Annotated in this window: 22 protein-coding genes; 2 read left to right on the top strand and 20 right to left on the bottom strand. The window is 43.9% G+C overall.

The window, feature by feature from the left end; genetic code table 11:
* Positions 1–128: 128 nt before the first annotated feature.
* The 13 genes from K8O68_RS02660 to K8O68_RS02600 all read right to left on the bottom strand — a co-directional run bounded on the left by K8O68_RS02660 (position 129) and on the right by K8O68_RS02600 (position 15,542).
* Positions 129–1,751 (bottom strand): long-chain fatty acid--CoA ligase, encoded by a 1,623-nt coding sequence (locus K8O68_RS02660; protein ID WP_230895393.1) that lies wholly within the window; start codon positions 1,749–1,751, stop codon positions 129–131.
* 137 nt (positions 1,752–1,888) lie between these two features.
* Positions 1,889–2,872, bottom strand: a complete 984-nt coding sequence (locus tag K8O68_RS02655; RefSeq protein WP_230895392.1) for a quinone oxidoreductase family protein — start codon at positions 2,870–2,872, stop codon at positions 1,889–1,891.
* A 101-nt stretch (positions 2,873–2,973) separates the two neighbouring features.
* Positions 2,974–4,752 carry an acyl-CoA dehydrogenase family protein gene (locus K8O68_RS02650; protein WP_230895425.1) on the bottom strand — a complete coding sequence of 593 codons (1,779 nt, stop codon included), beginning with the start codon at positions 4,750–4,752 and terminating at the stop codon, positions 2,974–2,976.
* Positions 4,753–4,816: 64 nt separating this feature from the next.
* Complete coding sequence (locus K8O68_RS02645; RefSeq protein WP_230895391.1) at positions 4,817–5,539, bottom strand: 2-phosphosulfolactate phosphatase; 723 nt, start codon at positions 5,537–5,539, stop codon at positions 4,817–4,819.
* 37 nt (positions 5,540–5,576) lie between these two features.
* Positions 5,577–6,635: a phosphotransferase family protein gene (locus tag K8O68_RS02640; RefSeq protein ID WP_370640471.1), complete on the bottom strand. Its 1,059-nt coding sequence runs from the start codon at positions 6,633–6,635 to the stop codon at positions 5,577–5,579.
* A gap of 98 nt (positions 6,636–6,733) precedes the next feature.
* Complete coding sequence (locus K8O68_RS02635; protein ID WP_230895389.1) at positions 6,734–7,513, bottom strand: enoyl-CoA hydratase; 780 nt, start codon at positions 7,511–7,513, stop codon at positions 6,734–6,736.
* A 30-nt stretch (positions 7,514–7,543) separates the two neighbouring features.
* Positions 7,544–8,416, bottom strand: coding sequence for a 3-hydroxyacyl-CoA dehydrogenase family protein (locus tag K8O68_RS02630; protein ID WP_230895388.1), 873 nt, complete (start codon positions 8,414–8,416; stop codon positions 7,544–7,546).
* A gap of 133 nt (positions 8,417–8,549) precedes the next feature.
* Positions 8,550–9,116, bottom strand: a complete 567-nt coding sequence (locus K8O68_RS02625) for a TetR/AcrR family transcriptional regulator (RefSeq protein WP_230895387.1) — start codon at positions 9,114–9,116, stop codon at positions 8,550–8,552.
* A 61-nt stretch (positions 9,117–9,177) separates the two neighbouring features.
* Positions 9,178–9,954 (bottom strand): SDR family oxidoreductase, encoded by a 777-nt coding sequence (locus K8O68_RS02620; RefSeq protein ID WP_230895386.1) that lies wholly within the window; start codon positions 9,952–9,954, stop codon positions 9,178–9,180.
* 23 nt (positions 9,955–9,977) lie between these two features.
* Entirely contained in the window at positions 9,978–11,186 is a 1,209-nt protein-coding gene (locus tag K8O68_RS02615; RefSeq protein ID WP_230895385.1) for an acyl-CoA dehydrogenase, read from the bottom strand.
* A gap of 210 nt (positions 11,187–11,396) precedes the next feature.
* Complete coding sequence (locus tag K8O68_RS02610) at positions 11,397–13,157, bottom strand: glycoside hydrolase family 16 protein (protein ID WP_230895384.1); 1,761 nt, start codon at positions 13,155–13,157, stop codon at positions 11,397–11,399.
* A 211-nt stretch (positions 13,158–13,368) separates the two neighbouring features.
* Entirely contained in the window at positions 13,369–14,373 is a 1,005-nt protein-coding gene (locus K8O68_RS02605; RefSeq protein WP_230895383.1) for a LacI family DNA-binding transcriptional regulator, read from the bottom strand.
* Positions 14,374–14,576: 203 nt separating this feature from the next.
* Positions 14,577–15,542: a bile acid:sodium symporter family protein gene (locus tag K8O68_RS02600; RefSeq protein WP_230895382.1), complete on the bottom strand. Its 966-nt coding sequence runs from the start codon at positions 15,540–15,542 to the stop codon at positions 14,577–14,579.
* 179 nt (positions 15,543–15,721) lie between these two features.
* Between K8O68_RS02600 and nei the strand changes: the two genes are divergently transcribed.
* Together nei and K8O68_RS02590 are read left to right on the top strand one after the other, a co-directional pair.
* Positions 15,722–16,540, top strand: coding sequence for an endonuclease VIII (gene nei, locus K8O68_RS02595; RefSeq protein ID WP_230895381.1), 819 nt, complete (start codon positions 15,722–15,724; stop codon positions 16,538–16,540).
* Positions 16,541–16,676: 136 nt separating this feature from the next.
* Complete coding sequence (locus K8O68_RS02590) at positions 16,677–17,501, top strand: squalene/phytoene synthase family protein (RefSeq protein ID WP_230895380.1); 825 nt, start codon at positions 16,677–16,679, stop codon at positions 17,499–17,501.
* Between the two features lie 72 nt (positions 17,502–17,573).
* Here the strand turns inward: K8O68_RS02590 and K8O68_RS02585 are convergent, their stop codons facing one another.
* From K8O68_RS02585 to K8O68_RS02555, 7 genes are all read right to left on the bottom strand, one after another.
* The gene (locus K8O68_RS02585; protein ID WP_230895379.1) at positions 17,574–17,732 is read right to left on the bottom strand and encodes a YjcZ family sporulation protein; all 159 of its coding nucleotides are present in this window, start codon (positions 17,730–17,732) and stop codon (positions 17,574–17,576) included.
* A gap of 426 nt (positions 17,733–18,158) precedes the next feature.
* Positions 18,159–18,296, bottom strand: coding sequence for a hypothetical protein (locus tag K8O68_RS02580; protein WP_230895378.1), 138 nt, complete (start codon positions 18,294–18,296; stop codon positions 18,159–18,161).
* Positions 18,297–18,474: 178 nt separating this feature from the next.
* Positions 18,475–19,974, bottom strand: coding sequence for a putative basic amino acid antiporter YfcC (yfcC, locus tag K8O68_RS02575; protein ID WP_230895377.1), 1,500 nt, complete (start codon positions 19,972–19,974; stop codon positions 18,475–18,477).
* Positions 19,975–20,445: 471 nt separating this feature from the next.
* The gene (locus K8O68_RS02570) at positions 20,446–22,029 is read right to left on the bottom strand and encodes a BCCT family transporter (protein ID WP_230895376.1); all 1,584 of its coding nucleotides are present in this window, start codon (positions 22,027–22,029) and stop codon (positions 20,446–20,448) included.
* Positions 22,030–22,324: 295 nt separating this feature from the next.
* The gene (locus K8O68_RS02565; protein WP_230895375.1) at positions 22,325–23,050 is read right to left on the bottom strand and encodes a PAS domain S-box protein; all 726 of its coding nucleotides are present in this window, start codon (positions 23,048–23,050) and stop codon (positions 22,325–22,327) included.
* A gap of 124 nt (positions 23,051–23,174) precedes the next feature.
* Complete coding sequence (locus tag K8O68_RS02560) at positions 23,175–23,474, bottom strand: spore coat protein (RefSeq protein ID WP_230895374.1); 300 nt, start codon at positions 23,472–23,474, stop codon at positions 23,175–23,177.
* A 12-nt stretch (positions 23,475–23,486) separates the two neighbouring features.
* Positions 23,487–23,690: a hypothetical protein gene (locus K8O68_RS02555; protein ID WP_230895373.1), complete on the bottom strand. Its 204-nt coding sequence runs from the start codon at positions 23,688–23,690 to the stop codon at positions 23,487–23,489.
* Between the last annotated feature and the right edge of the window lie 94 nt (positions 23,691–23,784).

Here is a 23,784-nt window from a genome sequence, read left to right as displayed (position 1 = left end):
TTCCCAACCTTTCCATTCTCTTTTATTTCCTTGAGCCACCTTCTTCACGGGAAAAAGCCCCCATATTTACTATGGGGGCTCAAGCTGACGCAGTCCGACACCTGCGTCCCTCAAGAGTTACCTTCCAATCACCTTGCCTGATTAACCGTTTCATAATGTTCCTTCACCTTATCTCTCAGGGCCCGCTTCAGGAACTTACCGACTGATGTTTTCGGAATTTCTTCCATAAAAATGACGTCATCCGGCAGCCACCATTTAGCAAACTGCGGCCTTAAATAATCAAGGATGTCATCTTTAGAGACAGTTTCATGCCCTTCTTTTAAGACCACGCATGCCACCGGCCGTTCCTGCCATTCAGGGTCAGGAATTGCCACCACGGATGCTTCAAATACCCCTTCATGAGCCATGAGAGCGTTTTCCAAATCCACCGAGGAAATCCATTCACCGCCGCTCTTTATGAGATCTTTCGTACGGTCAACAATTTTGATGACCCCTTCCTCGTCAACCGTACAGACATCTCCAGTGTGAAGCCAGCCGTCTACGAATGTCTCTTCTCCGCGGTCGTCTTTAAAATAATCATCGGCAATCCACGGACCTCTTAAAAGTAGCTCACCCATATCTTGTCCGTCCCAGGCCACTTCGCCCTGGCTGCCGACTACCTTCATTTCCAAGCCCGGCACCAGAAGCCCCTGCTTCGCGCGGATTTCGAAACGCTCTTCTTCCGGTAAGTCTTCCTGATAGCTCTTCAGTCTTGAAACCGTCGCTAACGGGCTTGTTTCAGTCATACCGTAAGCATGCAGGAATGGAACATTGTATTTTTTCTCAAATGTTTTAATCATTCCTAACGGCGCTGCCGACCCGCCGCAAACAACAGCCCGCAGGCTCTCAGTATTGTATTCATTCTCTTCAAGCTCCTTTAGCAAACCGAGCCAGATTGTCGGCACGCCTGCCGTTACTGTTACTTTTTCGTCCTGAATAAGTTCAGCCAGCACTTTAGGTGTAAAACGCGGGCCAGGCATCACTTGAGTGGAGCCTAACCACGTAGCAACATACGGCATTCCCCACGCATTCACATGGAACATCGGAACGACCGGCATAATGGAATCGGATTCCGTTGTACCGAGTGAATCAGCGAAGGCAAGGCTCATACTGTGAAGCACGGTGGATCTGTGGGTATAGACGACTCCTTTTGGATTGCCTGTCGTCGCGGACGTAAAGCACATACCTGCTGGTTCTGTTTCTTCTATATCTTTTGGATACTCGAAATTCTCATCTCCAGCCGAAATCCATTCTTCATAAGAATAAACATTGTCCACACTCGTCTCCGGCAGTTCGTTATCAGTCATAACAATATAGGCTTTCACTGTTTTCAGTTTGTCGTGTACGGCTTCAATTAATGGAAAAACGTCCTCGTCTACAAAAATCAGTTCATCTTCTGCATGATTAATAATGTAAATAATATGCTCAGGTGAAAGACGAATATTAATGGTATGAAGCACAGAACCGATGCTAGGAATGGCAAAGTACAGTTCCAGGTGCCTGTGGTGGTTCCAGGCTAACGTTCCAATCCGGTCCCCTCTTTCAACTCCGAACTCTTTCAGCTTGCTTGCCAGCTTCCTTGTTCTCTTTCCTATCTCTTTATAAGTGAACCGCTGGACCCCTGCACTCGTTCTGGAAACGACTTCTTTCTTAGGATAAAAACGTTCAGCTCTCTCAATCATCGAAGAAATCAGCAAATTACCTTTCATCATAACGAACCGCCACCTTTCAAAGATTTAGTTGGAAATGGACAGGCTGCACTCTCCTATAAATACCACAATTTTCAAAAATGAGAAACAGAATTTTTGATATTTTCATAATTTTTCAACAGTTTTTTTGCTTTTATGACTTAAGGAGTCAGAATAAGCTTCCCTGATGTTTTCCTCCCCTGAAGCATTGAGTGAACGTTTGCCGCTTCTTCCAGAGGATACACCCCGCCGATAATCAGTTTTAACTCTCCTTTTTGTGTATAAGCCAGCAGTTGTCCAAGGCTTGACTTTAACAACTCAGGCTTTTTCATAATTTGCGGAAGGAAAAAGCCGATGACCGACTGATTTTTCTCCATTAAGGAAGCAGGGTAAAATTTGGGCTGTTCACCGCTTGCAACTCCATATATGACAAGTCTTCCAAAAGGCGCAAGGCACGACAGCGTCTTATGAAAGATATCCCCGCCGGCCATTTCAAGCGCCACATCGATCCCTTTTCCATCTGTCATCTCTAACACTTGCTTTTCCCAGCCTTCTTCTGTGTAGTCAACGGTCTCATCTGCCCCCAGTTCTTTTGCCAGGTCACGTTTTTCTTCGGTGCTGGCTGTAGCAATCACTTTTCCTGCCCCAAACAGCTTAGCAAGCTGAACGGCAATCGTTCCGACTCCTCCGGCTGCAGCATGCACGAGCACGGTTTCCCCTTCTTCCAGCCGTCCCATCGTTTTCAACACGTGCCAGGCACTAAGCCCCTGCAACGGGAGGGCCACTGCGTGGTTAAAATCAACCCCTTCCGGAACCGGAATAATTGACCGTTCATCAGCAAGTGTATACTCAGCATATCCAGTCGCATTGTCAGCCCCTATTAACGTCACTACTCTTGCACCCGGCTGTACATTTGTTACCTCATCGCCTACTTCAGCCACAATACCGGCTACTTCCGATCCCGGTACGTACGGTAAAGGCGTGGAGACAACATATTGCCCCTCTCTTCTTGCTGTATCGGCATAATTGACGCCAATCGCTTTTATTTCTATTAGCACTTCCCTGCCCTGAGGAGCAGGCTTAGATAACTCTACCTCTTTTAAAACTTCCGGTCCGCCAAATTCTTTCATCTGTATTGCTTTCACTTAAATTCCCCTCTCTTTAACTCTATCTTTTGTAAGCCTTCGCCGGCAGTGAACCGGCAGATTAATTCAAACTATTATTCCTTTCTGCCACATTTTCCGCTTCAGCAAACGTATTTTTGCGAGTCATTTAAAACAGCAGCGATTTCCCGGTATTTGGCTGATAACCCTTCCGCCCGATACTGTCCAAGCTCCTCTGTAATCATAGTGACAGTCTGATCCAGCTTGTCGCCGGAAAGTATTCCAGAAGCCAGTTTTCTGGCAACAATCTCCGCCTGCCATGCCGATTCACTCGTCACAAGAACCGCTAATTGTTCTTTTAACCGCTCGTTTTCCGCCCCGTTTTTACCAATAGCTTTAGCTGCCCGCACCACCGCTGATTCTGCAGCATACAGGAGGATGGCTAAATCTGATAATTTCATGATCGTGTCCTGTTCTTCCTGAAGCCGGTCGCCTAGTTCTTCATTAACCGTTCCTGCCAATATGAGAAAAATTCTGCGGATTGACAACACCGCTTCTTTTTCCTTGGCCAGTGGGCCTTCAAGTCTGTCTTTCTCACTTTTCAACTCTCCTTTTGCCTCACTGATCATCTCCTGAATCGGTATCTCACCTGCTGCAGCTTTCTTAAAAAGAAGATTAGGTATAATCAGGCGGTTAATTTCGTTTGTCCCTTCAAAAATCCGGTTGATTCTTGAATCGCGGTACATTTGTTCAATCCTGTTCTCACTTATGTACCCGCTGCCCCCGTGAAGCTGCAGAGCCTCATCCACTATTCCGTCCAGAGTTTCTGAAGAGTAGACTTTGCAAACCGCGCACTCGGTCACATACTCCATCATCCGTTTGCCTGTCAGCTTAGCATCTTCAGAATCGTACAAATCGCCCAGGGCGTCTTCCAGCAGGCCAGCCGTCCGGTATTGCAGAGACTCTGCTGCAAAAATACGCGCAGCCATGTGTGCGACTTTCTCTTTTGTTGCGCCAAAATCAGCTATCAGTCTCTTAAACTGTTTTCTTTCATTTGTATAAGAAAGGGCGAGTTCCAGCGCATGCTTGGCAGCCCCTACGCACGCCGAGCCTAAATTAAACCGGCCAAGATTAAGGACATTAAAAGCTATGACATGGCCGCGGCCTTCTTCCCCCAGTAAATTTTCAACCGGCACCTGGCAGTCTTCCAGGATAACCGAGCGGGTGGAAGATCCTTTAATACCCATCTTTTTTTCTTCAGGGCCGAGAGAAAGACCTGGGAAATTCCGCTCTGCAATGAATGCCGTGAATTTTTCTCCGTCCACTTTCGCGTAAATAATAAAGGTGTCCGAGAATTCAGCATTTGTAATATACAGCTTGGTCCCGTTCAGCGCATAATGGGTGCCCTCTTCATTCAGGTAAGCGGTTGTTTTGGCGGACATGGCATCTGATCCCGCTGCCGGTTCTGTTAAACAATAAGCACCTATATACTCACCCGAAGCGAGTTTAGGCAGGTACTTTTCTTTCTGCTCGGGCGTTCCGAAATACGTAATAGGCAACGTCGCAATGCATGTATGGTTGGAATGGGCGACTCCATAACCACCGGTTCTCCCAACGGCTTCGCCTACAATCCCTTTACTTACTTTATCCAGCCCGAGGCCCCCGTAAGCTTCCGGGACACTGTGGCCAAGCAATCCTGCCTCCCCTGCCTTATGGAGCACTGTTACCACTTTATCAAAGTCCTGGGCTTCGATCGCTTCCCTGTTCGGCTCCACTTCCCGCTCCACAAACTGTTTCGCTGTTCTGGCAATCATTCGATGTTCTTCTGTTGAATCTTCTGGAGTAAATATTCCGTTTTCTGAAACAGGGGACAGAAGGTAACTGCCTCCTCTTAGTTCCCGGACCGTTCTTTCTTTAGCCATTTCAATCAGCTCCTCTATTTGGACTGTCTCATTGGATGGCAAGTATGAAGCCTCCATCCACTCATTAAACAATTATTTTTTTACCATGTAAGTAAGGGACCACAGTTAAAGCCCCGCAGTCAGCTACAAAACGCACTTCCTCGCCGTAACCTGACGCAGCCAGCATTTGCCCGACTCTCGACTGTAACAGCACCTTTTCTGATTCATCTTTCTGCCTTTCGTAAAACAGATAAGCTGCATAAGCGGCGTCCGTCAGTTCAGGAAAGGACTCTTCTTTTTTCATCAGACAATCAATGAAATAGCCTGCGCCATAAAAGTCTTCTATACAGAACTCCCCGGAAGAACCTGAACAGATTAAAACGACTGTTTCATCAGCATGGTTAGTTACAATTTCCTCGGCGGCTGCTTTTCCATTTAGAAGGGAAGAGATATAGACTTTCTTTGCTGTAGAGGCCTTCCTGACAGCGACGGTTCCGTTCGTTGTTGACAGGATCATTGTCTTGCCTGCCACCAGTTTTTTCAGTTTTACCGGGTTAGGCTCGTGAAAGTTTTCAATCGCTTTGCCTTCATGTTCCCCTGCAATTAAGAACGTCCCTTCCTGTCTTCCGAGCGACTCGCTTTCCGCTTCTTCCCTGTTGAGTACAGGAACCACTTCTTTAACGCCGTCCGTCAGCGCAGCTGTTATCGTTGAAGTAGCCAGCAGCACATCGAACACGACAGCTATTTTCCCATCTATCTTTTCTTCATTAATCTCTTCTTTTTTAAAAAGAAGGTGTACTTTTGTCATCAGACGGCCCCTCTTCTTTTACCAGAAGTCATTTGGTTTAACCTTCTTCCAGCGCTGTCGCCAGAGCCTGTTGAATCAGCAGGTCAACAAACCGGTCCAGATTGGCAAACCGTTTATCCTGAGTCTGGCCCTTTTTCCAGCGGTAATAGATTTGCTGGCATATGACAGCTAATTTAAAATAGGCAAAAGCTAAATAAAAGTGGAATTCGGAGACATCCCGGCCGCTTTTCTCAGCATAGGTTTTTACAAATTCTTCTCTCGACATAAAGCCCGGCATGACTGTTACCGGCGGTTTACCCATCGCATACTGCAGGGGTTCAGGGTCATCTTTAACAATCCAGTAACTCATGGCAGCACCTAAATCGGCGAGCGGATCACCTACTGTCGTCATTTCCCAGTCGAAAAGCCCAGTTACCTCAGAAAAATCTTCGGAAAACATCGTATTATTTAACTTGAAATCATAATGAATGACCGTAGCCTCCCTGGAAACAGGGATATTCGCCGTCAGCCAGGTTTTCAGCTGTTCCACGCCTGCGATCTCACCGGTTTTTGCCCGTTCATACCGGGTGATCCAGCCTTCAACCTGCCTTTCCATAAATCCATAAGGCTTTGTCATATGAACTAAACCTGTTTTTTTATAATCAATGGTGTGCAGTTCGACAAGAGTATCGACCATTTTATCTGAAATCTTCCTGCAAAGCTCTTCAGAAACGTCTGCCCCTTCAGGAAATTCCGTATTCAGGACAACGCCGTTGCGTCTTTCCATAATGAAGAAGGGACTGCCGATAACCGATTCATCGTCACAGTATAAAAAAGGCTGAGGGGCAGCAGGAAATACAGGGTGCAGTTCTTTCAGCACGGTGTATTCCCTTTGCATATCGTGTGCCTTCGGGGCTACGGGGCCAAGAGGCGGTCGTCTGAGAACCGCCTGCCATTCTCCAACAGTCAACTGGTAAGTCAGGTTTGAAGCCCCGGAAGAAAACTGTTCAATAAGCAAACGGCTATCAGGTAAGCCATCAAGTTTTTCTCTAAGGTATTTTTCAAGCGCGACAGTATTTATTTCTTCTCCCTGGCGCACAGGAATTGTATCTTCCATGGTCATACCAGCTCCTTCAAATCTTTTTATCAGCCACTCGTTTGATCAGCCGCATGTTGAGAAGACTATATATCTATATACTCGTTCTGTTTTCACGATTATTTATGCTTAAAAGACGGCTTTCGTTTTTCTATGAAAGCCCGCACGCCTTCTTTTACATCTTCTGTTTGAAAAATGTCTGCAAATAATCCTGCTTCCAGGTCAATTCCTTCATTTAATCCCACATCCATCCCTTCATTTACCGCCTTCTTAATGCGGGATAAAGACTGGAGCGAATAGCCGGTCATTTTACCAGCCATTTTTATTGCTTCAGAGACGCCTTCTCCCTTTGCTGTGACCTGGTTAACCAGGCCGATTTCCTTTGCCTCTTGTGCCGAAACAGGCTCTCCTGTATACATCATTTCCTTAGCCTTCGCTTTTCCTACGAGACGCGGGAGTCTTTGCGTGCCCCCTCCCCCTGGGAATATCCCAAGTTTGACTTCTGGCAGCCCGATTTGGGCATGTTCCTCAGCGATGCGTATATCAAATGTTAAAGCCAGTTCACAGCCGCCTCCCAGCGTCAGACCGTCCAGGACCACGATGGTTGGTTTAGGAAAGGAGTCAATCGCGTCTAAAACACGGTGCCCTTCCATAATAGTATCCTTGCTGTCTTCCCGTCCGATCATCTCGGGAAATTCTTTAATATCTGCTCCGGCAACAAACGCTTTTTCACCGGCACTTTTCAAGACAACTGCAATAGCTTCAGGATCATCTTTAAGAGCATCGAATGCTTCCCCAAGTTCCTTAAATACCTTTTTACTTAAGACATTCAGCGGAGGACGGTCAATTGTTAAGACGGCCACACCGTTTGTTTTTTCCACATGAATAAATTCGCTCACAGCTTTTCACCTCTTCTTAGATTAATAGCATTACGCTTTGGCGTAGTCGTACCATCCTTTACCTGTTTTACGGCCCAGTGTTCCAGCCTCAACTTTTTCTTCTATACATCTGGCGGGCTTATCTTCCGGATCACCCGTTTCTGCGTAACGCTGCTGATTAACTAAATAAGCGACATCAATTCCTGAAAGGTCCATTAAAGCGAAAGGACCGATCGGATGCTTTAACGCTTTTGTGCAAATCAAGTCTATGTCTTCAAAATCCGCGTAACCCTCTTCATAAAGGTTTACCGCTTCTTTCGTTAAAGCTCCGAGAATACGGTTGGCGATAAAACCGGAAATTTCTTTATTGATCAGAACGGCTGTCCGGTTGATTTTTTCACAGAGATCCATTGTGATCTGGGCTGTTTCGTCAGATGTATGCTCTCCTTTAACAACTTCTACGCAGTCCATGACAAGAGGCGGGAAAAAGAAATGCATATTACATACCTTGTCCGGCCTTTCTGTTTCGTCAGCAATTAATGAACTGACAATTGTAGAGCTGTTAGTGGCAATAATAGTGTGCGGCGGGGCAAATTGGTCAACCTCGGCAAACACCTGTCTTTTTACATCCAGTTTTTCGACGACTGCTTCAACTACAAAATCAGCATGAAGGACGGCTTCTTTCAGGCTGGTGGTAAAAGTCAGCCTTGAAAACGAGGCATCTTTTTCGGATTCTGAAATCTTTCCTTTGTTTACCCATTTATCCATTTGGAAAGCTAACGCTTCCTGAGCTTTATTTAAAGCTTCTTCGTTCACATCCTGTATCACCGTCTGATAGCCTCCCAACGCGAACAGCATGCCGATCTGATGACCCATAGACCCTGCTCCAGCAACCGTAACCTGCTTTATGGCTTCAATCCTCATTCCTATCTCTCCCTTTCAGTTAGTTAAGGACTTCCTCTACCAGCCTTTTTGACTGACCGGTTAGTATGTTAAAGCTATAAGTATTCTTTGCCTGTTCACCTTTTAAATTTAAAGAAGTTTCCAATCAGGTGATTTACTTTGTATGAATGCCGTTTAAGAAAATCTCCAAATATATTTCAGCTATTTCGTAATCGGGAACCGGTCCATTCGGATTAAACCACTGATAGCTCCAGTTGCACGCGCCTAACACAGCAAACGTGACAATATCTGAGCGCAGATCGTTTCTGAACTCTCCCTTTGACATCCCTTCTTCGATCATCGCTTTAAGCTGGTCAAAAAATTGGTCCCGTTTCGGAATAATTTCCTCCAGATGCTTGTCACTTAAATGGCGCATTTCCCTGAAGAAAACCCGTGCACTGGCGCCTTGTGTTTCTATACTTTTTATAAGCATATACACGATATCAAACAATTTTGTCCGGCTGTCTTTGCCGGTATCCTCGATAATTTTCTTCTGATGCTCAACAATATCGCTGATATAACGGAGGTGGATATCCATCAGAAGCTCTTCTTTACTTTTAAAATAGTAATAAAATGTTCCTTTGGTCACTCCCAGGACATCAACAATATCCTGTATTGACGTCTCGCTGAAACCTTTCTTTTCAAACAATCCAATGCTTTTTGCTAAAATTTTTTCTTTCACTTTAATAATCCCTTTCATGTCTGCTATTTTTCACACATTATAGCATAAATAGGGTGACTCCTTACGTAAACGCGTGGGTACCTCCGTCAACTATAAGCGTGTCGCCTGTAACAAAATCAGAAGCTTTGGATGCAAGGAAGAGAACGGCACCTTTTAAATCATCCTCACTGCCAAAACGGTTTAAAGGCGTGCGTCCAAGTATGGCATCTCCGCCTTGTTCCAGCACTACCTTGGACATTTTTGTAGGGAAAAAGCCCGGCGCAATAGCATTAACATTGATATTATACTGGCCCCATTTGACTGCCAGGTCTTTAGTGAATGTCATGACTGCCCCTTTACTTGTATTGTAGCCGATCGTATCCATTACCTTTGGGTCGGTGCCTCCCAAACCTGCCACAGACGAGATATTAATAATTTTCCCTGACTTTTGTTTAATCATTTCCCTTCCCGCAGCCTGCGACATTAAAAATGTTCCGGTGACATTGACATCTATCACTTTTTTCCATGCCTCAGCCGGCATTTCTTCAGCAGGCGCCCCCCATGTGGCTCCGCTGTTATTAACGAGAATATCAATTTTTCCAAATGTGCCGAGTGTTCTCTCAATCACTTGCTGCACATCTTCTGAATTCGTAATGTCACATTTTAAAGCTAATGTTTTTACTCCTTCTTCCTGCAATTGGGCGCTTACAGCCTCGCACGCTTCAACCTTGCGTGAGCAAAGGACAATATTGGCTCCTGCCTCGGCAAAGGCCTTTGCAATCTGTTCTCCCAGCCCTCTGCCTCCTCCGGTGATAATGGCGGTTTTTCCTTGTAAATTAAACAGTTCTTTAACATGCATCGTTATCTTCCTCCACATTCAAATTAAGAATAGTGACTCAGCTCCAGCTTGGCTACCGACCGGCGGTGAACTTCATCCGGTCCGTCTGCGATCCTTAACGTCCGGGCATTGGCCCAGTGGTGGGCTAAAGGAAAATCATTACTCACACCCGCGCCTCCAAATGCCTGGATCGCCCGGTCAATGACCCTGAGTGCCATACTTGGGGCCACAACTTTTATCATGGCGATTTCCTTTTTAGCCACTTTATTTCCGACAGTATCCATCATGTAGGCAGCCTTTAAAGTCAGAAGCCGCGCCTGTTCAATATCAATGCGTGATTCAGCGATCCATTCACGGATGACACCCTGGTCAGCGAGAGGCTTCCGAAAAGTGACTCTGTCCTTTACTCTTCTGCACATTTCCTCTAACGCCCGCTCCGCTGAACCGATCAGACGCATGCAATGGTGGATCCGTCCCGGCCCAAGCCTTCCCTGTGCGATTGCAAATCCTTTTCCTTCCCCCCACAAAATATTAGAGGCTGGCACCCGCACATTGTTATAGTCAATTTCTGCATGACCGTGGGGAGCATGATTGTAGCCGAACACGGGAAGGTTGCGTTTGATTGTCACCCCCGGTGTATCCAGCGGGACCAAAATCATCGACTGCTGCTCATAGCGGTTGGCATCGGGATTCGTTTTCCCCATAAAAATGGCTACCTTGCAGCGGGGGTCTCCTCCACCGGACGACCACCATTTCCGGCCGTTAATGACATACTCGTCACCGTCTCTTTCAATACTTGCCCCGATGTTAGTTGCATCAGAGGAAGCTGTGTCCGGTTCCGTCATTGAAAAACACGACCTTATTTCCCCATTTAAAAGAGGAAGCAGCCACTTTCTTTTTTGTTCTTCTGAACCGTAACGAACAAGAACTTCCATGTTTCCTGTATCAGGAGCATTGCAATTAAACACTTCAGGCCCAATAACAGACCTTCCCATAATTTCACAAAGAGGCGCGTATTCCACATTGGACAACCCTTGTCCATAGTCGCTGTCAGGCAAAAATAAATTCCAGAGCCCTTCTTCTTTTGCTTTTATTTTCATCTCTTCCATGACCGGCGGTACCCGAGCCCACGGATCTGACTGATTTTCTACAAATTCTTCATAAGCCTGTTCATTTGGATAAACATTTTTGTCCATAAATTCAGTCAGCTGCTCCTGGAGCCGCTTCACCTTATCAGAGTAATCAAAATTCAAATTCCTTCACCCCTCCCAGTATAAATGCTTGTATAGACATAACCAGCCTACAAACTGACCGGTCAGTATGTAAGTTTAATATACTCTTAATTTTCAGATTTTTCAACCCTTAGTAAAATTTCCAGGATCTGTTTGGGTTAATTTAAAAACCCGAATTCTGTAAGAATCCGGGCGTGCAAGGTTTCCAACCGTTTAAGTTCAAACCTCAAATTATTCAGTTTCTTTTAGTTGAGCCATAATTTCTTCTGCAGGAACTGTTAATTCTGATTTTGCATCGTCTTCCACATGCCGCTTATTCGGCCCGCGGTATAAGTGTTTAAGATAATTATCCATAAACTTGGCTGCCTGCTCATATCTGCCGGCGCTCTCATGATGCTGCGCCTGGCGCAAAGTGTTCCCGAGCTGGTTGACTAATGGACCGCGAACGTCCCCTGCATCCACATACTCGTTCAGCGCATTTTCCAGTTCATTTAACATCTCAGCAGCCGTAAGAGGTTCTTCTGATTCTTCCTCTTCAACCACTTCCACAAGTCTTACATTGTCAATGAAGATATCATATGGGACGTCCAGCTGAGGGTCATTTTCTCCTCTGCCCAACCCGAACATAATGTGATAATCCCCATCTTCCTTCACATTAAGGTAACCTGTGTAGGTTTCCATAGTGTCGCCAACTTCAAAATCCAGAATACCAGACTCTGAACTAACTAATTCAAACCGTACCGTGCGATCTCGTTCGGACTTCATGTCAAATTCAACTTTGTACGTCCCGCTTGGCACCGTTACATCCTGCATGAGCTGTATATGCCACCATGCCCAGCCTACTTGGCGGACTGTCGCTTTTAACACTTCATTCTCAATTGAGAAATCTGCTATACCTGCATTTGGATCATGGTTACCCATGTTAAAAATATTCCATACGAGACGGTTATTTTCGTTACCGAACTCAGTCGTTGTTTCGAATGTGCCATCTTCAATTAAGTTGTCCCCAACTTCTACCCAGTTCTTCGTTTCATCTACCGGTGGTGTTTCGCCGTCACCCGGCTCGTCACCATTACCCGGGTCAATCCATTCACCTGGCGGCGGGTGTTCTGCATCTGCGTCTTCATACACGCGGACATATTCCACTTCCACTCGTCCAGGAAACTCTGTTGTTTCGTCAGGCTCGCCGCCGTACCAGCCGCCAACTGCCAAGTTCAGAATCATAAAGAACTCCTGGTCAAATGGTGCAGGGTATTCACCATACTTTGTCCCCCACTCCGTTTTTGTGGAATACAATTCATCGTTCACATACCAGCGTATTTCACCTGGCTCCCATTCAATCGCGTATTCATTGAAATCAGTCGTAGACTGACCCTCAGGGAACGTGTACGATTGTTCACTGTACGTATTATTCGGCCACAAGTCACCGTAGTGAATCGCTGCTCCAACTTTATCTGTTTCAGAGCCTCTGTTCTCCATAATATCAATCTCACCTGAAGCTGCCCAACCGCCGTAAACGTCATCCTGCGGCATCATCCAGAATGCCGGCCAGTAGCCTTGCCCTTCAGGAAGCTTCATGCTTGCTTCAAACCGGCCGTAAGCCTGGCTGAATGACTCATCAGTGAGGACTTTTCCAGACGTATAATTATATTCACCATGCTCATCACTAACCGATTCTTCACGTGCTTCAAGAATGAGGCGCCCGTCTTCTACCCGGACGTTATCTTCCTGGTACGATTGTAATTCGTTATTTCCCCAGCCCTCTATCCATTCGCCTTCGTTATAGAAACCATTTCCGATATCAATACGCCATTTATCCAAATCTAGTTCATCGCCATCGAATTCATCGTTCCAAGTCATTTGCCAGTTAGGTTCTGAATTTGCCGGTTCTTCACTGGTATTGCCATTGTTTTCATTTGCGCTGACAAACATGCTCACATTAGGAATCATTAACAAAAAGATTAAAAACGAACTAAAAACTTTTATCTTCATCTCAAATCCCCTCTCATTTTTGGTAATTACCTTGTACAATCGCCTCACTGTTTGGCAGAAGGTCCACCTCCTTTTAAAAATAAAATGACCGAAAACGCTTTCGATTTGTCAGATAATTTAAAGCAGACCTCTAAGCCTACCTTTTCTTCTAAATTTTCGATAATTCTACTGACGAAACCGCTTTCGAAATAGTTAAAAGGTAAAAATCTACTTAAATAGACTTAGTAGATTCCCTTTTAATCAACTCAACTGGAATAATACATGTTGAAGGTTCAAACTTATGATCGATTTCCTGCAATAATACTTCAGCCGCTTTTTCGCCAATTCTATCCATGTCCTGTTTAATGGTAGTAAGAGAAGGTGTATACTCACCAGCCAATTCAATATCATCAAAGCCGATTACACTAAAATCTTCAGGCACCTTTAATCCTGCTTCTCTAATCGCTTTCATGGCACCAAATGCCATATTATCGCCAGCTGCAAATACAGCAGTCGGCCTGTCTTTCATTTGCAGCAGCTTTAGCATTGCATTATAACCGCCTTCAGCAGAGAAAAGTCCGCCATCAACGATAAACGGCTTATGAATGTCCAAGCCATGGTTTTTCATAGCACTCTTAAAGCCTTTTAATCTCTCAAGTCCCACAAAGGTTTTCGGATGCCCTGCGATGTGGGCTATTTTCCGATGGCCTAATGAATACAAATGTTCGATAGCTAATTCACAGCCATGAAGGTTATCACTGTAAACAACATTCGATTTTGTACTATGTAGATCAATAATGACATTAGGTAAAGTGGAAGCAATTATTTTTTCCACTTCCGAGTCATCATAGTTTGAACTCACCACTGCTATGCCATCTACACCCCTGTGAACCGCATGATCAAGGTAACTCATTTTTACCCCGCCCACATTACGGTTTAAAAAGATTAAATCATAACCTTTCTTTTCAACACTTTTTTTAAACCCTTCAATGACTGAATTAAAAAACGGATGCTTCATGCCTATTCCGAGATCTTCAACAAAAATAATGCCGAGAGCCCACGATTTCTTTGTAGACAGGGTACGCGCAACCGAGTTTGGATAATAGTGCATTTCCTCAACTGCATCAAGTATTAATTTTTTGGTTTTCTCACTGACATCTGAATAATTGTTTAAGGCTCTTGAGACTGTAGTGATGGAAAAACCTGTTTTTTTAGCAATATCATAGATTGTTGTCATTAGATTAATCCTCACATTCTCGAAAGCGCTTTCGTCAAATATACTGATAATTTTAAAAAAAGTCAACCATTTTATGAAAAATAATGTAAATAAATCTTTTATTAACCAGGCTATTTTATACCATTAAAACGCCCGGATATAAGCTTATCCGGGCGTTTTAATGTGACTATCTTTATGTTTCTGCTAAAGGTTTGTGCTGCTTTTTAACTTACTCCAGTGACAGAATTATTCCTGGAAGTTTCTTTTCTTCCGGTCCTGTTCCAAAATGACACAAGCGCCGGCCCTGAAATATTATGCCAGACAGAGAATATCGCACTTGGCAAAGCTGCGAGCGGGCTGAAATGAGCGGCCGCAAGAGCAGCTCCGAGACCTGAATTCTGCATCCCGACTTCCATTGAAATAGCCCGCCGTTTTGTTTCATCGAGACCGACCCATTTAGCTGTTAAATAGCCGAGCGCTAAACCAAAACCGTTGTGTAAAATAACAGCAGAGAAAACGGCCGCTCCCGACGTTATTAAATTTTCGGCGTTTAAAGCCACTACTGCTGTAACGATCAGCATAATAGCTGTAACAGAGACAAGCGGCAGCACTGCGGTCCCTTTCTCAACAGCTCCAGGAAGAAGTTTCCTGGCGGAGATTCCGAGAATAACCGGTATGATAATCACTTGAACTATGGACATAAACATCTCACCTGCACTTACCGGGAGCCATTGACCCGCTAATAACAGAACAATCAGCGGAGTCAGAACCGGGGCCAGCATAGTTGATACAGAGGTCATCGCTACGGACACAGGAACATCTCCGCGGGAGAGATAGACCATCACATTTGAGGCTGTGCCGCCAGGGCACGCGCCCACAAGGACGAGCCCTGCCGCAAGCTCCGGGGGCAAATTAAACAGATAAGCGATACCAAAAGCTGTTAACGGCATGATTAAAAATTGGGCAAGTAAACCTATAAACACCGGAGCTGGCTTTTTAGCCACCAATGTAAAATCCGATAATCTCATTGTCGTTCCCATTCCGAACATGACAATCCCGAGTAAAACAGTGATGTAAGCGCCGATCCATCCGAACGCTCCGGGGGATGCGAACGCAATAATTGACACAAAAATAACAATAAGGGCAAAGTACTTACTGAAAAAATGGCTGATTTGTTCCAACTGCTTCATCTTTTAAACTCCTTTAATAATATTTTCAGATAATTAAATCTATTGTGTCATTGTAACGTTTACTTTATCGCTTTTCAACACCAAAGCAGTAAATTTCAATTATTCTTGTTTGTCAGGAGAGTCTTAGGGAAGGTATAATTTGCAATTAGAAAGGCTTACTCAGAGAGGGGGGAGAAGCAGTGCCGGAAGGTCCTGAAATCAGAAGAGCTGCGGATGATATTGAAAAAGCTCTCCAAGAGAGGCCAGTCCTCGATATCTCATTTACATTTGACCGGTTAAAAGAATATGAAGATTTTCTCATTGGTGCACACATTCAACGTGTCGATACGAAAGGGAAAGCTATGCTCCTTCGATTTGATGCCGGCTTCACGGTCTACTCCCATAACCAGCTGTATGGAAAATGGTTTATTAGGAATGCTTATAACTACCCTAAAACAAACCGGCAGCTCAGGCTTGCGATTCATAATGAAAAGAAATCCGCGCTTCTATACAGCGCCTCCGATATAGAGGTTTTGCGAGATGAAGAAATAGCTGCTCACCCGTTTATTTCGAGGGCAGGGCCAGATCTTTTAAGCGAGAGTGTCACGGCTGATGATTTGTATAAACGTTTTCTTAGTAAACCTTTTTACCGCAGGAGATGGACCTCTCTGCTGCTTGACCAATCCTTTATAGCTGGAATCGGAAATTATTTACGCAGTGAGATTTTGTTCTCTGCCCGTATCCATCCGTCGGCACGCCCTGTGGATTGCACTGAAACGCAGCTCAGGCTTGCATCTGAGGCAGCAATCAATCTGATGTATCAGTCTTATGCGCATAATGGAATTACTAACGATCTTGAACTTGCCGGAAAACTGAAATCCGAAGGTAAAACACGAAAACAGTACCGGCACTGGGTATTTAACAGGGAAGACCAATCGTGTTATATGTGCGGGACTCCTGTGGAAAAAATACAGGCTGCCAGCCGGCGGTTATACTTCTGTCCTTCGTGTCAAATCTGACATTCATTTTTTTAAGAAACCATGACAATTAACACGTTTACCTGTTTTTTTATGACTTCACCAGGCAGATTAGTTATAATAGACAAAACGCCGTTCGTACATGCCGTTTACAGAATTTGAAAGGGGAAAGCCATTAATGTATCACGATAAAAAACTCCAAAAAGAAGCCATGCATATGCTGAAGCTGACAAGCAGAACTTTTTATATACCTATTACACTACTGGAGCCAGTGTTAAAAAAAGCTGTCGCTTCTGCCTACTTATGCATGAGAGCCATCGATGAAATTGAGGATCACCATACGCTTGATTCTACAACGAAACAATATTTGCTCCGTGAAACGGGGGCGCTCCTGGAGACTAAATTTGATAATGAAGCATACCTCCGGCTCGTCCGGCCATACAGACACCTGCTTCCTGAAGTGACCGTGAGGCTGGGCGACTGGCTGGAGACTTGCCCAGAAGACATAACCGGTAAAGTAAAAGAATCTACTCGGACCATGGCTTTAGGAATGGCAGACTGGACAGAGAAAAACTGGAATATCAGAACAAAAGAAGATCTTGATGATTACACGTATTACGTCGCAGGGCTCGTTGGAGTCATGCTCTCTGATATTTGGGAATGGCGGGACGGAACAAAAACTGACCGGGATATGGCAGTGGCTTACGGGCGGGGCTTGCAGACCGTCAACATCTTACGGAACCAGGACGAAGATCAGGAACGGGGCGTCTCATTTGTCCCGGACGGATGGACAAGAGACGATTTATTTGCCTATGCAGAACGGAACCTTGCCTTAGGAGATAAATATATGAAGGACCTGGACAGCCGCAGTATTATCCTGTTCTGCAAGGTGCCTCTCGCATTAGCAAAGAAAACACTCAAAGCGTTGAAAAACGGACGTGAAAAAATCTCAAGAAATGAAGTTGAAGAAACTGTTGAAGCAGAAATAAAAAGCACCCAGTAAGAAAAAAGGCTGGAAAAACGGGAATTCCCGCTTTTCCAGCCTTTTTATAATGGGTGGAATAACCTGATTTAATTAGTATTTCTTTGTAAAAGATGCTCCAATGATAACCAGAAGAATAAACAGCACAACGATTAAGGCGAATGCGTTACCTTTCCCGTGATAAGGGGTAGCTGCCCCGGCAACACCATAACCGTAAGAGCACGGGTCAATACATCCGTGATGATGGTACATTCAAATCCCACCTTTCTAAATCCTTTTTTGTAATTACACTACAGCTTATGTAAATATGGTAATTTGTGTTTGGACATTTCAATTATTTTTCTTTAATGGAAAAAAGCCCGGAGAAAATTTTCCGGACTTTAATAAAAAAAATCAGTATGCAACTTAGCGGACGGCAGAGGTTCATGTTAAGTGGCGTGAGGGGTTTCTACTGACCATGAGAGGCGAGGTCTTATGCCTGTTTGGACCGGCCCACTCCTCGCGGGAGTAATAAATTTCAGCTGGTACCCTTTCGCCTGGTGCCACGCTTCATTCGGACATAAGAGACCTTCTCTTTTGACCGTTCACACCCGCCTGCCCCCCGTTCGGGCATATGAGGCCTTCTTTTGACCGTTCACGCCGCCCAGCTCCCCGTTCGGGCATTAGAAAGCTCATCTTTTAAAAAAACATGTGAGTAAATAGGAAATCTCTGTTTTCTATATTTTCCTGGTGTCTATCCTCTTCATTTAAGAATAACTGTTCACTTTCAGCCTCTTTCATTGACTGCAGAAATTCATGAAAATTGTTCTTTTTCATCACTCACATCTCCCTTTTGTTTTATAACAGATGCATTATTTAAATTCTATGTTATAACACATCAGGGATGTCTGTCAATTAATTATCTGAATTTTCTTTTAAATAATTCACTCTTGTGCTGGACGTTCACCCACCAAAAAAACCGGCACATAAATGCCGGTTTTCTCCCTCATCTTACTTATGAAAAGTTAATCAGTACAGCGATAATAACAAAAACAAATGCTAAGCCGAACATAATAAGCTGAAATTTTATGATAAAACGGAACCACGTGCCCCAGTCTATACGCGCCGCACCCAAAGTTCCCATTAATGCAGCTGATGTAGGAACAATAATATTTGTTAACCCGTCACCGAGCTGAAAACCAAGGACAGCGATCTGCCGGGAAACTCCTGCAATATCTGATAATGGAGCAATTAACGGCATGGTCAGCGCTGCCTGGCCGGAACCTGATACGACGAAAAAGTTAATGACAGATTGAAATATAAGGATGAAGCTTGCTGAAAGAATTTCAGGCAGATTATCAATCATTCCACCGGCATGGTAAAGCATCGTATTTAAAACGGAAGGCTCATCAGCCGCATCCCCGCCTAATATGATGATAATCCCTTTAGCCATTCCTACTACCAGTGCAGCAGGAAGCAGCTGCTGGGCACCCTCAGAAAAACTTTCTGCAATATCATTAACTCTCATGTTATTTAACTTAAAGATAACTCCAATAACACCGGCAACTATCCCGATAGTAAAGAACTGGGTGGCGATTTCCGGAATGAAATAAGCGTCCTGTATCACTCCCCAGATGATCCACACAATTCCGAGCACTAAGGTCAGCACCACAAGGGTGTCCCCAAGAGTAAAAGACCTGTTCAGATCCTGCTGCTGGTTATGCTTTCTGAAATACTCGTTTGCTTTTATAGAGTAAGAAGCCCTCGGGTCTCTTTTCACTTTCCTTGCGTACCACATCGTGTAAATAATTCCGACTGCCGTAAAAACAGCCCACATGCCGATACGAAAAGGGGCCCCTGACAGCACGGGCACATCCGACACACCTTGTGCGATAGCTACCCCGAATGGGTTCATCCATGAAGTGGCAAAACCAATCTGAGTGGCTACATATGTAATCATTACTCCTGTAATGGCATCATAGCCTAAGGCAATAACCAGCGGTATAAGAATGATCGCAAATGCAATCGCTTCTTCACCCATTCCGAAAACAGCACCACCGAGGGAAAAGAAAAAGAACATCACAGGGATAATAAGTGACTCTCTGCCTTTTGTTTTATCTATTACAGTCAGAATTCCCTGATCGATTGATTTGGTCCGCATAATAATGCCAAAAGCTCCGCCAATAATTAAAATAAAAGCAACGACGCCTACAGCAGAACCCCATTTATCACCTGAAACCATGCCTTCAAATGCATAGTTTAAGAAACCAGCTTCACCGAAAGGTTCAAAGAGGCTCACGCCGTCCCTTACCGCTTCTCCCTGCTCATCTGTCACATACTCAAATGTGTCAGGAATTAAAACTGTTCTCGTATGCTCTGTCCCCTGGCTCTCGTATGTCACCTCTTCCGTTTCAAAAATCCCCATAGGTACCGTATATGTCAGCAACCCAGCAAGAATCACGACAAAAAAGATAATAATAAACGTATGGGGCATCTCCCATTTTCTCTGCGGCATATTTGCTCCTCCTTTAGTTTTAGGGGTGTTTAAAAAGTAGTGATGTCCAGCCACACTCCTGTATCCAGGAATACACGTTTAATCTTCGCTGCGTACCGTTTCACTTTAACAGCACTTTAGTTTACAGCCTTTGACACACTATTAATCTCAAACTCTTTTGTTACCTGATTGTCATTTTACTTGGAATGGTATGTATTAACAATTTATTTGTTGATATTTTCACAAAATTTCCTTCAAAGAAATTTTAGAAATATGCCAGAACTAAAAACCAGCTAACATTAAGTGTATTTTGAGTTCGCGGACTAATATAACCCACTCAGCGTGTAAAGAAGCTGGTAAGTGGGTCATAAACCGATTATATTGGGGACTCAGAAGCCAGTACTATAAGTGAGTTGTCCATAAAGGGCGGAGATAAGCTCATAAAAAAAGCCCTTCATGTGGGGACCCGCCCAACATAAAGGACTTTCTGCTTTATCCTGTCCGTTTTTCACGTTCAGCCTGTTTTCTCGTATTTCTCTCCCAGGCCTTGTCCTGATCCATCATTTTTACAGCCGCATAGATTGTCAGAAACTGAATGACAATGATAGGCAAGCCCATAAGACCCGATACTACTTCGAGAGGTGCCAGTCCGCCTACTCTCATTAACACTAAAGCGACGGCTGCTACAATCCCGGCTACCATAATACGAAGCATTCTCGAAGGCTCGTATTTACTCATATCTTTTGTACTCGTATAAGCTGCTATTGTATAAGTAGTGGAGTCCAGCGTAGTCGTTAAGAAAATCATAGCTACGATCGTAAACACTGCAATAGCAAGTGTAGCAAACGGCAGTGAGCTTAAAATCTCAGGAATAGCAGCCATTTGATCATTGTTTGTGACAATGTCAATTACAGGAACTTCACCTGTTAAATAACGCTGTACCCCTAAACCGCCAAGTACACCCGTTGCTACCCAGGCTAACATTGTCGGCGCCATTAAATAAGTTAAAATCATCTCTTTAACGGTTCTTCCCTGGGAGATTTTCGCAGCAAAAATACTGTGAAGCATTGCCCAAGTGGCGTTATATGCAAACCAGAATATTGTATTGCTTTGCATATGGGTTGCCCCTTCTGCATTAATAGAATCTGTATAAAGAGAAATATCAATATAGTTCGTTAGAAGGACACTGATACTTTCAGTAAAATAATCAAGGATAAATACCCCTGGCCCCGCAATCATTACGAATAAAGCAAACCCTCCGGCTAGATACATATTAAATGTACTTAACCTTTTAATTCCTCTGTCGATACCTAAGTAAGCACTGATAGAAAATAGGATAACCCATATTATTGTTACTACTAAAGTTAATCCGAACGTCACCTCTATTGTAAACAGCTGTGATAAATTATAAGTTACAATTGGTGTTCCTAATCCTAATGTGACTGCTGCCCCGGCAAGGATACTGACCAGAAAGATCATGTCCAGAAATTTACCCCCCAGCCCATCGGTAAACTTATCACCGAATATACAACGGCACGCCTCGGAAATCCTCATTAGTGGACGTTTCCTTACGTGCAGAATGTAAGCCATAGCTGGAGCCGCCATAACAAAGATGGCAAATGTCTGAAAACTCCATAGGAACATACTGTAGGCGTTCCCCATTAATAAGGCTTCACCTGACTGCGCTTCTATGCCAAAAGGCGGGTCTGAGGCCACATTGGCCCATTCAACCATTCCGGTCCTCATAATGGTTGAACCAAGTCCCATAGCAATTAATATGGAAGCATACTCGAATAAAGTAAATCGGGGTTTCTCCCTCGGATCCCCTAAAACGACATTCCCATATTTTGAAAATGAAAAATATAAAGCCGCCCCAAGAAGGATAAGGGCGTACCAAATATACCCCCAGCTGAAAACCTCAACTATTCTATCGAATATATTATTTAACACATTTAAGGATGCTGCCTCATTAGTTGAAAAAGGAATACTTATAGCAATAATAATAAATAAAGAAGGCAAAAATATTTTATAATCTATTAATCTGCCCTTGCTTGAATCTTCACTCTCTTTACTCACATTGATAACCTCCTGTTTAAAAGATATAACGTTTAAAAAAGACGCTCCCTAAGGGTATATTCCAATTTGGAACTATTTTAAAACATTTAGAAATACAGTCGAAATTGCCTCTCTATTGAAAAAACTTACAGATAATATAAGTTCAAATCCCGCCATTCCGCACTCTTGCTTGTTTAACAGACAAAAAAAGACCCGGTTAAAGGTCTTTTAACGCTGATTTTTTCATTAAATTGTCAAACCATCAGGTGTGTTCTGATTGTTTTGAATTTAGCTTTTTCTATTTTAAATGGGCCTACTACTTGCATAATAGTTCATCTATTGCCTGATGAAGCGTCTGATAAGTAGAATATTCCGACAGATACTCATAATTCGTCTGAATATAAGGAACCACTTCAGGCTGAATACCGGATATAAAAACTTTAACCCCAAGCAGTTTAAGAGTGCTTAATAACCTTGAAATTATGAAAGCAAATTCTTCATCCATTACTTTTAAAGATGAGAGATCGAGAGCCAGATATTTTACTCCGAGTGAGCGGCATTGAATGAGGGTATTCTCTACAATAATATCTTTCTGATTTTCCGTCTTGATGGCATGGAGGGGCAGAATCCCAATTTCCTCTGTAACGGGGATAATATTAATTGTCATCTCTTGAATCATGGCGTCACGTTCCTGCTGACGTTCAACATTTTCTGTGACATCTTCAATTTGAGTCATTACAAATTCAATCTCTCCATTTTGATCGTAATGAATTTTTGTCTGGACTCTTAATACCAAGTCCCTGCCTTTCCAGTGAAAATTAATATTTTTAAAGCTCAGGCCTTCCTTCGCATTAACTGTTTGAGTTGCCAGGCGGGCCTCGTCCGGTGTCTCCGGGAACACTTCATGAAGATGTCTCCCTTCCACTTCCTTAAAAGATAAACCGAATAACTGCTCATAGGACTCGTTAATATAAAGAATGTACAGGTTTTTGTCTGTAATGATAATACTTTCTTCAAACAATTCGATTGCTTCTTTGAACACGTGCTTTCCCCCTGTAAAACGTCGTATTTTATTCCAGTACCCGTTTTTAAGAAAAGTTAATACATTTTTTAGTATTTTTCCAAAAAAAATCCCCCCCGTCTTTTAGACAGAGGGTGAGAGAATCCTATGGTAAAAACTGGTCATCCGGGTGCAGATTATTTTGCATTTCCTCCTGAACCCTTCCGACCTCCTCACGTGAAGCCTGAGACTGGATATACCATCCCTTTGAATTCATCAGATTGTACATAGCATACTGGCTATCTCTCGCATTGTTAAAACACCTTTGATAGACTTCTCTGAGCTGTTCATGGCTTGTCTCGAGTAATGTGTCGGCAGCACTTCGGCATCTTCCCTTCTCCAGTTCAAGACAAAGCTGAAGCATTTCACGATCAGTCAATCCGCGGCCTTCTATATTATTCGGCATGTGAAGCACCTCCTATTGGGTTAACCCAGAGTTATTAAAATATTTAGCGATCTCAGCTACCTGCAATTGATGCTGTTCGGCTAGCTCTTCCAGTAACCGTCTAATTTCAGCGTCTTTACATTGAGAAGCACACCAGTTCAGAGTTTTAGCTGTTATCTCTTCTGCCCGCACTTCATCTTCGACCGTATAGAGTTCTCTCATCGACATCTGATTCATGATTTTCAACACCTCCATAATATTCCTGTCAAGGTGTAGTATGGATGATTCTCCGCTTTCTTATCCATTTATCTTTCAAAAGGATCTGCTGCTT

It is taken from the genome of Salipaludibacillus sp. CUR1 (assembly GCF_021028955.1).
GTDB lineage: Bacteria > Bacillota > Bacilli > Bacillales > Salisediminibacteriaceae > Salipaludibacillus.
The sequence above is the reverse complement of the archived record's forward strand: the minus strand, read 5'-3'. Positions and strand labels throughout refer to the sequence as shown.